Here is an 11414-nt window from a genome sequence, read left to right as displayed (position 1 = left end):
CTCGTTAAAATTCCTAAATCTTTTAATACACATCGCGTTGATAGCGTCGCTCGCTCATCAACGTTTCTAAATACTGTTGCGCTTGTTCGTCACTTAAGCCACCATGCGTTACTGCAATTTGGGCTAAAGCAGCATGAACATCCTTTGCCATTTTGTGCATATCGCCACACACATACAGATGTGCACCGTCTTGCAGCCACTGCCACAGCTCAGCGCCTTGCTCTATCAAACGATGTTGTACATAAATTTTTTCTGCTTGATCGCGTGAGAAAGCCACGCTCATGCGTTCTAATACGCCACTTTTAACCAGCTCTAACCATTCGGCTTGGTATAAAAAGTCGGAGCGGAAGCGCTGTTCACCGAAGAATAACCAAGTATTCCCCGTTAAGCCGCGCGCTTCGCGTTCAAACAAGAAACCACGGAAGGGCGCAACGCCAGTACCCGCACCAATCATGATCAGCTTGGTGTTATCACTTTTCGGCAGTTTGAAATGTTGATTAGGCTTGATATAGATTTGGGCGCTGTCACCCGCTTGCAAACGCGCCAACCAATTTGAGCCAACGCCTAAATGCTCACGCTCATGGTGTTGGTAAGTGACACGCTTCACTAATAAGTGCACTTCATCCGGGTGTGCCGCCAAACTTGAGGCAATCGAATACTCACGGGCTTGTAAGGGACGTAGTAAATCAATAAACGCTTGGGCACTGAGTTCAGCCGGATAAGTTTTCAAAACATCCAACCAATCCGCAGCATAAAGCCAATCCACTAAAGCGGCTTTATCCGCAGCCTGAGCCGCTAATGCCGTTTGTTGCGTGGTGCTTGCATAGTTCTGTAATTGTTTGCGTGTGACATTGGTGATTTCGAATGTGTCGATGAGCGCCTCACGTAAAGGCCGTACGTTACCCTTTACAGAAACCGCGCTATTGCTATCCCAGCCACCTTGTTGAATCAATAGATCAACTAACGCTGTTTCATTGCTCACTTTAACCGCGAGAATGTCGCCCGGCTCGTAAGTAATGCCGCTATTTTCCAGTGAAAACTCGAAGTGAAACACTTCTTTCTCAGAACTAGGATCCGTCACAGGCGTGGCTGACAATAACTCAGCAGTCCACGGCGCTTCAGCACTGCCAATCGTCGCTTGTTGTACTGCCTGTACCAAGCCTTGTTTGGGTAATGGTGATGAATCAGAATGATCGTCTTGTTTAACTTTTTCTAAAATCTGCTCACGCCAGCGCGTTGCATGGTCTGCAAAATCCACATCACAATCGATACGCGCTAACCAACGGGTAGCCCCTAACTTCTCTAAACGCTGATCTAATTCCACACCACTTTGGCAAAACGCGTCATAGCTAGAATCACCTAAAGCCAGTACTGCATAGTGCAACTCTTTCAATTGTGGCGCGCGCTCATTGTTAATGAACTGAAAGAAAGTGCGTGCATCATCCGGCGGTTCACCATTTCCGTGAGTGCTCACGACAAAGACGACGCGCTGTTCTTTCTTCAAATGTTGTGGGCGGTAATCGCGTAAGCTTTTAAGACTGCTCGCTAAACCGCTGGCTTTGAAAGCTTGATGTAATTTCTCAGCGATCGCTTTGCTATTGCCCGTTTGACTTCCATACAAAATTGTCGTGTTAACGGAAAGTTGCGCTACCGCTTCTACACGATTGGCCGCTGCAAGCTGCGGAAAAGGAATGACATTATGGGGCCCCAACGACAATCCAGACAGATACCCACCAACCCATGCTAATTGCGAGGGGGTCAGATCGTTCACTGCTGCACTTATGCGTTCAAATTGTTGTGCACTTAATAAGCTCATTGCCATTCTCAGGGGTCGGTCGATTTAGAATGAGAGGCATTATGCGGCACTGCACTATGTGCAATAAAGTGATATAAAAAGATAAAAATATCTTTAAATTAGATTAATTCAATCTTGCTAATTTTTAATCAGCTCCTGTTCAGCTTAAGATTGCGACGATACGCCAAGGCTCGGCAGTTTGTCGGGTAGATTTATAAATTCTGGGTAAAAAGTTTTATATTGAGACGACAAATCTCAATAATAAAAACAAGAACGGCACTCTCAACCATGAAAAAAGCGCTAATAGCATTTGCTGCATTGGCTAGCGTCGGTTTGTCCGCGTGTAGTCAAAATCCGACAGGGTCGTCACCCGAAGAAATGGGTTCAGTGAATCCCCCACATTCGCAACAAACGACTAACACAGCATCCAGTTCTATTCCCCAAGCGCGGCCTTTAATTCAAGGTCGTGGTGGTTATCGTGCTGCTCCTACTCCTCACTATCGAGGAGCCATGAGGCCACAACAGCCGCGTATGTATGCGGGTTATATTCCGCCACAACAAACTTATCAAGGACGCCCAAGCCCAGCCTATCAGAGCCAAGGTGGCGGTGGTATGCCGCGCCTATCTTCCGCAGAATTACGTGCCATTGGGGAACAGATTTTTAATAATGAAGGCGGCGGAAATCGTGATTTATTAGCACATTGGAATGAAGGTGAAGACTTCGCTTCGATGGGGATTGGTCATTTTACCTGGTATCCTGCAGGTCGTCGGCAATCGTTTGGTAATACCTTCCCTGGCCTTTTAGATTATCTGGCACAAAATGGCGTACAGCTACCTGCTTGGTTGCAACAAGCCCGTCATCAAGGTGCTCCTTGGCCAAATCGTCAAGCGTTTATGGTGGCAAAACAGACCCCGCAAATGCAGGAGCTGACGCAAATTTTATACAATACGCGAGAGCTACAAACACAATATATCGTCGACCGCACGCGCCGTGCTATGCCAAAACTGGTGAAAGCATCGAATAATAATATGCAAGGGCATGTGGCACGCAACTTGAACGCGGTAGCCAATACGCCCGGTGGTTGGTATGCGTTGATTGACTATGTGAACTTCAAAGGTGAAGGCTTAGGTAATGGTGGCTACAAAGGACAGAACTGGGGCTTACGCCAAGTCTTAGAAGAAATGCGACCTGCTCAGCCCGGCCAAGCTGCTCTGCATGAGTTCTCAGATGCAGCAATGCGCGTATTACAACGCCGCGTTAATAATTCCGATCCGGCACGTAATGAAGCGAAATGGCTGGCAGGATGGCGTAATCGTGTAGAAACCTATCGCAATCCTTTAGCTACTTAAAGACTAAAAAACCCCAAGCTCTTCACTTGGGGTCAAACCTAAGTAACAGATTAAGGAGTAGCTGTTTTATTGGGCTCTGTGGTGGTCTGACTTGCTTCCGCCGCTTTAGGGAAAGGATCAGGCCGAATCGTTTCATTCGTAGAAGGTGGTAAAATCGGCAACATGATTTCAGGCTGCTTACCTGTCAAAGTTTTCAAGAAAGCCACAATTTGCGCGGTTTCCTCATCGGTAAACTTCTTACCTAATTGAATTTGCCCCATGGTATTTACGGCTTGTTCTAAGCTTGTCGCTGCACCATCATGGAAATAGGGATAGGTCAGCTCCACATTGCGTAAAGTAGGCACTTTAAACTTAAAACGATCTTCGTCTTTTTTGGTTAAGCCCGCGACACCTTGTGCCTCATTAGTGGTTTTGTAAGGCTCAACCACGCCCATTTTCTGGAAGCTACTGCCACCTAGCATTTCACCATTATGGCAAGCGATACAACCGCTGGTTTTAAACAATTGATACCCTTTCATTTCTGTGTCATTGAGCGCAGCATTATCCCCTCTGAGCCACAGATCAAACTTTGAGTGGGGTGTTACCAAGTTCTTTTCGAACTCCGCAATAGCGTCCGTTACTTCAGCAATCGTGATCTCGTCCTTGCTATAAACCTTTTTAAACTCTTCACGGTATTGCGGAATCGAGGACAACACTTTAATGGCTAGCTCATGGCTGAAAGCCATTTCTTTTGGATTGGCAATCGGGCCGCCCGCCTGCTCTTGTAAGTCTTTAGCGCGCCCATCCCAAAATTGAGCCACACTATGCCCTGCGTTTAATACCGTTGGGGCATTGATCGGCCCTTGCTGCCAATGATCCCCAATAGAAGTTGGAAGATTGTCTGAACCACCCATCGAGAGGTTGTGGCAGGAATTACAAGATATGGCTCCTGATTTCGATAAGCGTGGATCAAAAAACAGCTTTTTACCCAATTCAAATTTATCAGGGGCTTCTATGGTGTGTGGCTCAATGGGCTTAATCGGCTCATCAGTACGCGCCGTAGCTGTCTCAGCAGCCCAAACACTCAGTGTTGATAAGCATCCTGCCGCTAGCATGGCATAAAAAATTTTTTGTGTGTGCATGTGACCTCATCCTTTATTCACGAAATACCAAACCATCACGCTCTAGCGTGTTTAACTAGAACATATTGGTGTGTCTAAAAATAATTCTAAACAGGATGCATCTAGGTTGTTTTAAACCTAAGTCAAATTTGAGAGGTTTGTCCGATATAATTTAAGCAGATGTTGACATATGTCTTAGGTTAGTTTTGCGCCAACTCACTGTTTCACGTAACGCTACGTCTTGCCCTTGTCCTTGATTACTTAAATGAAGAAAAACACCATTTATGAGACGGTGTACTGTTCAAAATACCTACACTCATTCTCAGTTCAATTTTTTTCTGTTATGTTGCGTTTATCAATTGAGGAGGAGTGATAACGATGACAAGACTACCGTCCAAAACTTTACTGGCCGTTTCATTAGCGGCTGCTTTATTCCACAGTTCAGTTTACGCAGCGGGTTTCGCATTAATCGAGCAATCAGGCTCAGGCGCGGGCAATGCCTATGCGGGCGCTGCTGCTGTGGCAGAAGATGCTGCCTCGGGCTGGTTTAACCCTGCAAATTTGGCAGAATTGCCCAAAGGAATGCACATCAGTGCAGCAGGGCATTTAATCGCCCCCAAAGCTAAGTTCACCAACAAAGGCTCATGGGTCAACCCCGCGTTAACCGGTGGCAATTTTGACAAAGCTAAAGAGGCCATGCTTGGTAAAAATGATGATGGCGGCCATGCCAAAGTCATCCCCCATGCTTTCTTTTCCAAAACCTTTAATGACCATTTCAGCGCTGGTGTTGGGATGAATGTGCCTTTTGGGCTTGGCACTAAATACGATGAAGATTGGATTGGACGTTATCTAGCACTGCAATCTGACATTACGACTATCAATATTAACCCCGCTGTGGCTTATAAGCTGAATGATAAATTCACGATTGGTGCGGGTGTGAATGTACAATACATGGAAGTGGTCTTAAAAAGTTCGATTGACTCTAGCGCCACCTGCCTAAGTATCGCATCCGCCGCGAATAATGGTGATATTTTAGCGCAGTGCTTAGCACGTTTGCCCAAACTTGCCAATGCTGCCACTGATAGTAAAGCAACCATCACCGGCGATGATGTTTCTTACGGTTATAACCTAGGTATGATTTATAAGCCGACGCCAAAAACCAAAATCGGTATCAGTCATCGCTCCAAGATTGATCACGATCTGGAAGGTGATGTGGATTATGATATCAACGCCGCCTTACAACCGGTCATCACTGCTGTGGGTACGACTCGTTTTAATGATGGCAATGTCACCGCAGCCGCCAATTTACCCGCCACCACGTCTCTTTCAGTCGCGCACCAGCTCAATGATAAAGTAGAAGTATTGGGCGATGTCACGCGTACGGGTTGGAGTAGCTTCGAACGCTTAACCGTAAAGCGTGATGATGCCACCAAGACCCTAGTAACGGATGTGAATCAAGATTGGAAAGATTCTAATCGTTATGCTTTAGGCGTGAATTACCAGAAAAATGACAATTTGAAGTTACGTGCGGGGGTGGCATTGGACAAAACCCCTATTAAAAGTGCGCAGTTACGTACCGCGCGCACCCCCGATAATGATCGTACTTGGGTCGCTGTCGGTGCGACTTATAAACTAGCAAAAGGTATGAGTGTTGATGTGGGATATGCTCATTTATTCACCGATGAAACGCCGATTGATAATACAAGCTCCGATAATGGCTATGCGCTTCGTGGTTTGTATGATTCCAGCGTGGATATTGTTAGCGCACAGTTCAATTGGTCATTTTAAGGGGCACAACTCATGCTAAAACAAGTTTATCTTTCTACGGCTTTGGCGGTGAGCTTAGCTTTATCGGCCTGTAGCGATGATAGTGATTACGATTTCAATGCTAGCCAAACACAGGCACAAAACAATTATTCGCCTTCACTAGCACCACTATTTGATCCAGCGAATGGGGTACTGCCGAGCGTTAATAATGACCTAATGTTTTCAGGCTCTACTGATGGCACACTCAATATTCCTACCGCCAGCGCAAGCGCAAGCCAAAAAGCTTTATTGGATATGATCAATACCCTAGATGGCTTTGGTTTAACTGCACCGATTTCTATTGCGTTTGCCAGTGCGATTAAAACCGATACCGTCAAACTAGGCAGCACCTTGCATGTCTTTGAGGTTAAGAAAACGGGAGCGGCAGTCACGAGTGTAGTCCGTGAATTACCAGCCACCGAAATGGTGGCAACCGTCACTTCAAGCGGAAAAGATATTGCTTTAGTACCCCTAAAGCCGCTTAAAGAAAGTACCAGTTATATGGTAGTGCTCACCAATGATATAAAGGACACCAACGGTAAGAATGCCAGCACCCCCAGTGCTTACTTATTAGCAAAAAGTAGTCAAGCTATTACGGGGACGAATGCGGGTTTAGAGCCCATTCGTCAAATGGTGAATGCGCAAGAAGCAGCGGCGCTTACCCAAGGGGTCGCCAAAAACCGTATCATCATGAGCTGGTCTTTCACCACGCAATCGGTCACTCCCATCCTGAGTGCAGCCGCCGCCCAAGCTAAAGCCAGTAATATCCTGATCTCCCCGACTGCTGTTGGCACTACCAAACTGATTTCTGATAAATTACAAGGCAAAGCCAATATTCATGTCGGTGTTTTAGATCTACCTTATTACTTAGATGCTAAAAATATCGATACAGGTTATTGGAAAGGCGCATCGGGCTCGTTGCTATCTCGCTTAAATCCGACACCAGTGGCGAATAGTACCCAAACCGTACCTGTGATGATGTCCGTCCCGAATGGTACTTCAGCCGCTGGCGCGGTTGCTCCCGCCAATGGTTGGCCTATTGTTATTTATCAACATGGTATTACCAGTAATCGTTTAAGCATGGTGGCTTTAGCTGATGCCTTGGCGGATGCGGGCTTTGCAATGATTGCGATTGATCTGCCCTTGCATGGTGTCACGGATACCACTAACCCGTTTTATGCTCCCAACTATGAACGCACCTTCAATGTGGATACGGTCAATAACACCACCAGTGCTAGTGGCAAAGATGGTAAAATTGACGACTCTGGCGCGCATTTCATTAATCTCAAAAGCGTCCTCACTTCACGTGACAATATCCGTCAGGGTATTTCTGACTTAACCGTATTGCGTAAAAGTTTAGGTAATATTGCGGCGGTAAAAGTAGATACGAGTCGCGTTGGTTTTATCGGCATTTCACTCGGTGCGATTGTCGGAACCGGTTATTTAAGCCAAGAAGCCACACCGACTGCTTCCACCTTGTCCGTACCAGGGGGCGGTATCGCACGTTTGTTGGATGGTTCTGCCACGTTTGGCCCGATTATTCGTAAAGGTCTAGCGGAGGCTGGCTTACAAGCAGGCACGGCTGATTATGATACCTTCATGGCAGTCACCCAAATGATCGTTGACCCCGCCGACCCTATCGTCTTAGTGACCACTAAAGCAGCGGCAACGCATCCTATTCATTTAACCGAAGTGGTGGGCGTCAATGGTATGAATAGCGATAAAGTTATTCCGAATCGCGTCGCTGGCGCACCCTTGTCGGGTACTGAACCCTTAATCAGCCTAATGGGTTTGAAAAAGGTAACCGCTACCGCCGCCGGTTCTGGCGCGGTGCGTTTCAGTGCAGGCGAACATGCTTCCTTATTGCGCCCTGATGAATCTTTAGCGACAACCGTGGAAATGCAACGCCAATCCGTTATTTTCCAAGCTAATCGTGGTGCCGCTATTGTGATCACTGATCCAAGCGTCATTTCAACCCAATAAGCGCAAACACTGCAACGACCTCAACAGGCACTCAAAGTGCCTGTTTTTTTATGGCGATAAAACAGCGTTCCCATCAAGCCTATAAGTGGTAACGTATGAAATTTGCTATGATTTAGCTTTACCGAATCGCCCTTATCAATAGAGCTAAACCGCCATGTCAGACCCGCAACGCATGATTTCTCCGCAAGCCAATCGTGAAGAAGATCGGATTGACGATAAAATTCGCCCGCGCCGTTTAAAAGATTATATTGGTCAGCCGGTGGTGCGCGAGCAAATGGAAATTTTCATTGGTGCCGCGCGCGCGCGTGGCGATGCGCTCGATCATACGCTGATCTTTGGCCCGCCCGGCCTCGGTAAAACCACCCTTTCCGCCATTATTGCGCAGGAAATGAATGCCAATTTGCGCCAAACTTCGGGCCCTGTCTTAGAAAAGGCGGGCGACTTGGCGGCTTTACTCACGAATCTTGAGCCGCATGATGTCTTGTTTATTGATGAGATTCATCGCTTGAGTCCGGTGGTGGAGGAAATTCTTTATCCTGCGATGGAAGATTTTCAGCTTGATATTATGATCGGTGAAGGCCCTGCGGCACGCTCCATCAAGCTCGATTTACCACCCTTTACTTTAGTAGGTGCAACCACGCGGGCGGGCTTGTTAACCTCACCATTGCGTGATCGTTTTGGGATAGTACAGCGACTTGAATTCTATAATGTGGACGATCTCACCTATATCGTGACGCGTGCCGCTGGTATTTTGAATGTGCCGATTGAGCACGAAGGTGCTTATGAAATTGCACGCCGCGCGCGTGGGACACCTCGTATTGCCAATCGTTTATTAAGGCGTGTGCGTGATTATGCCCAAGTTAAAAGTGATGGCGTCATTACCCAAGCCATGTCTGATCGCGCCTTAAATATGCTGAATGTCGACGAGCAAGGCCTAGACCATATGGACAGGCGTTTATTACTCGCGATGATGGAAAAATTTGATGGCGGCCCTGTGGGTGTAGATAGCATTGCCGCTGCGATTGGTGAAGAGCGCGGCACGATTGAAGATGTATTAGAACCTTATCTGATCCAGCAAGGTTTCATGATGCGCACGCCGCGCGGACGTGTAGCAACACGCCATGCTTGGCAATATTTTGGCCTCAGTATGCCTAAAACCGTCTACGCCATTCAGGAAGAGTTGTTTAAAGCGGACGAGACTGAAACTTAAAAGTGGTGGAGATGACGGGATTTGAACCCGCGAACAGCCAAAACTGGAGCATTACTTCCAGCCAGAACGCTCTTGGAAAACGCGCGCCAGTCTAAACCCCTTTGAGCTTTCGACCTGCATCCGCAACCATGCGAGCTGATTCTACTGAGTTGACCGCGATTTTACTCGTCTGCCTCCCATAACTCGTTTTAGGCAGTGGCACACCGAATATCGCCAGCATCCCCGTTGCAAGTATTAAATCATTGGCTACTTGTCATTTTCATTCGTATAAAAATTTTCGTAGGTGGAATACTCCATTAATACCTCTCGATAGACTGCATTATCTCTTATTACCTCAATAAATTTTTTAACCGCTTCGCAAAATTTTCGAGTGAGCTCTTCAGGTTCTGGAAACAGAACTGCTATATCTTTTTGGTTCTGTAAAGCTCTCCATAGTTCTTTATTAGGTGCTGACGATGAGTAATGTCTATTTACAAACTCTTGATCAATGATCAAATTGAAATTTGATAAATCAACATCCAATTGGTTTACATAAATAAACTCGGGGTGATGAACAAAGGTAAATGCATTTGGATGCTTTATAAAATTTGCCCATTTTCGTATATTTCTAAATACAAGAAAATTTTTACTTTTGTAACCTTCTGGCAAATTTAATAATTTAAAAATATTATCTTCTATACGGGCTACTAATAAATAGCATTTAATTAAATAATCAGAAAAAAACTCCTCAACATCATAAGTTTCATCAACCCGCGACAAGTAATTTCTAATTTTTATAAGCTCCGAAGCCAGATTACAGCCTAGGCAATTATGTGCGTTTTCATTATTAGCCTCTAAATAAAAATGAAGCTCACAAACCAATGCCTCATTCTCATTCGAAAAAAGCTCATCATTAAAAACTTCATAACACTTTTTAAACAATTCTAATGACATTACGAACCTCTACCCCTTCACACACAAAACCTGTTTTAAAGTATGCATAATTTCCACCAAATCCTCCTGTGCTTGCATCACGGCTTCGATGTTTTTATAAGCAGCAGGTGTTTCATCAATCACATCCTGATCTTTACGGCACTCCACACCAGCGACCGCTTTTACATGCTCTTCTAAACTCACGCGCTTTTTCGCCTCAGTTCGTGACATCACACGTCCTGCACCGTGGCTACAGCTACAGAAGCTTTCTTCATTTCCTAAACCACGCACGATGTAAGAACGTGCACCCATGCTGCCTGGGATAATTCCCATTTCACCTTGACGCGCACTCACCGCACCTTTACGGGTTACCCATACATCCTCCCCATAATGATGTTCTTTACGGATATAGTTATGGTGGCAATTCACTGCTTCCACATCCGCAGAAAACGGCATTGGCAATACCTCACGCATCGCTTGTAAAGTACGCGCCATCATCACTTCACGATTGGCTTGTGCAAAGTCCTGTGCCCACGCAACAGCTTCCACATAATCACGGAAATGCTCTGAACCTTCAGGGATATAGGCCAAATCCTTATCCGGCAGATTAATAAACCAACGCTCCATATCCTTCTTGGCCTGTGCAATAAAATGCGAACCGATTTTATTGCCCACTCCACGCGATCCACTATGTAACATCACCCACACGCAATCGGCTTCATCAATGCACACTTCGATAAAATGATTTCCAGAACCTAAAGTTCCCAAATGTGCCAAGTTATTGCTTTTTTCCAACCAAGGATGCTTTGCACACAGCTTTTTGAAACCTTCACTTAAATGCAACCATTTCGCCAAGGCTTCCGGTGGAGCATCGGTCCAGCTACCTTTATCGCGCTTACCAAAAGTCAGGCCGTGTGGAACCGCTTTCTCAATCGCTGCGCGCATTAACTCCAATGAGTCAGGTAAATCAGCAGCCTTCAAGGTGGTTTTTGCTGCCATCATTCCACAACCCAAATCTACGCCGACTGCTGCTGGAATCACCGCGCCAATAGTAGGAATCACGCTGCCAATCGTAGCGCCTTTTCCTAAATGCACATCCGGCATCACCGCTACCCACTTATGAATAAAGGGCATAGAAGCGATATTCTTTAATTGCTGCTTAGAGTTTTCATCGAAAGCCACGCCTTTAGTCCATGCTTTGATAGGCGCATTACCTTGCTCGAATAACACTTCATAGTTGCTTGTAGTGGTCATGCTT

At 46.1% G+C, this 11414-nt stretch carries 8 protein-coding genes; 4 read left to right on the top strand and 4 right to left on the bottom strand.

Features of this window, described 5'->3' with window-relative positions; genetic code table 11:
- Positions 1-22: 22 nt before the first annotated feature.
- Complete coding sequence (locus tag A3IE_RS0106590; RefSeq protein WP_020394813.1) at positions 23-1816, bottom strand: assimilatory sulfite reductase (NADPH) flavoprotein subunit; 1794 nt, start codon at positions 1814-1816, stop codon at positions 23-25.
- A 267-nt stretch (positions 1817-2083) separates the two neighbouring features.
- Between A3IE_RS0106590 and A3IE_RS0106585 the strand changes: the two genes are divergently transcribed.
- Positions 2084-3145 (top strand): hypothetical protein, encoded by a 1062-nt coding sequence (locus A3IE_RS0106585; protein WP_020394812.1) that lies wholly within the window; start codon positions 2084-2086, stop codon positions 3143-3145.
- 50 nt (positions 3146-3195) lie between these two features.
- Here the strand turns inward: A3IE_RS0106585 and A3IE_RS0106580 are convergent, their stop codons facing one another.
- On the bottom strand, positions 3196-4266 hold the full coding sequence (locus tag A3IE_RS0106580) for a cytochrome-c peroxidase (RefSeq protein WP_020394811.1): 1071 nt from the start codon (positions 4264-4266) through the stop codon (positions 3196-3198).
- Positions 4267-4623: 357 nt separating this feature from the next.
- On the opposite strand from A3IE_RS0106580, the gene A3IE_RS0106575 reads away from it, so the two are divergent.
- From A3IE_RS0106575 to ruvB, 3 genes are all read left to right on the top strand, one after another.
- Complete coding sequence (locus A3IE_RS0106575; protein ID WP_020394810.1) at positions 4624-6033, top strand: OmpP1/FadL family transporter; 1410 nt, start codon at positions 4624-4626, stop codon at positions 6031-6033.
- Positions 6034-6045: 12 nt separating this feature from the next.
- On the top strand, positions 6046-8034 hold the full coding sequence (locus tag A3IE_RS0106570) for an Ig-like domain-containing protein (protein ID WP_020394809.1): 1989 nt from the start codon (positions 6046-6048) through the stop codon (positions 8032-8034).
- Positions 8035-8188: 154 nt separating this feature from the next.
- Entirely contained in the window at positions 8189-9244 is a 1056-nt protein-coding gene (ruvB, locus tag A3IE_RS0106565) for a Holliday junction branch migration DNA helicase RuvB (RefSeq protein ID WP_020394808.1), read from the top strand.
- Between the two features lie 246 nt (positions 9245-9490).
- Here ruvB and A3IE_RS0106560 read toward each other — a convergent pair whose 3' ends face one another.
- Positions 9491-10177, bottom strand: a complete 687-nt coding sequence (locus A3IE_RS0106560) for a hypothetical protein (protein ID WP_020394807.1) — start codon at positions 10175-10177, stop codon at positions 9491-9493.
- A gap of 9 nt (positions 10178-10186) precedes the next feature.
- Positions 10187-11410: an RtcB family protein gene (locus A3IE_RS0106555; RefSeq protein ID WP_020394806.1), complete on the bottom strand. Its 1224-nt coding sequence runs from the start codon at positions 11408-11410 to the stop codon at positions 10187-10189.
- Between the last annotated feature and the right edge of the window lie 4 nt (positions 11411-11414).

The sequence above is a fragment of the Thiolinea disciformis DSM 14473 genome (genome assembly GCF_000371925.1).
Classification (GTDB): domain Bacteria; phylum Pseudomonadota; class Gammaproteobacteria; order Thiotrichales; family Thiotrichaceae; genus Thiolinea; species Thiolinea disciformis.
Note: the sequence above shows the minus strand (reverse complement) of the source record. Positions and strands in the feature narration are given on the sequence as shown.

Bases quoted from the DNA above. Each gene is read 5' to 3' on its own strand.
- A3IE_RS0106590 (WP_020394813.1), bottom strand. From the start codon at position 1,816: ATGAGCTTATTAAGTGCACAACAATTTGAACGCATAAGTGCAGCAGTG.
- A3IE_RS0106585 (WP_020394812.1), top strand. From the start codon at position 2,084: ATGAAAAAAGCGCTAATAGCATTTGCTGCATTGGCTAGCGTCGGTTTG.
- A3IE_RS0106580 (WP_020394811.1), bottom strand. From the start codon at position 4,266: ATGCACACACAAAAAATTTTTTATGCCATGCTAGCGGCAGGATGCTTA.
- A3IE_RS0106575 (WP_020394810.1), top strand. From the start codon at position 4,624: ATGACAAGACTACCGTCCAAAACTTTACTGGCCGTTTCATTAGCGGCT.
- A3IE_RS0106570 (WP_020394809.1), top strand. From the start codon at position 6,046: ATGCTAAAACAAGTTTATCTTTCTACGGCTTTGGCGGTGAGCTTAGCT.
- ruvB (WP_020394808.1), top strand. From the start codon at position 8,189: ATGTCAGACCCGCAACGCATGATTTCTCCGCAAGCCAATCGTGAAGAA.
- A3IE_RS0106560 (WP_020394807.1), bottom strand. From the start codon at position 10,177: ATGTCATTAGAATTGTTTAAAAAGTGTTATGAAGTTTTTAATGATGAG.
- A3IE_RS0106555 (WP_020394806.1), bottom strand. From the start codon at position 11,410: ATGACCACTACAAGCAACTATGAAGTGTTATTCGAGCAAGGTAATGCG.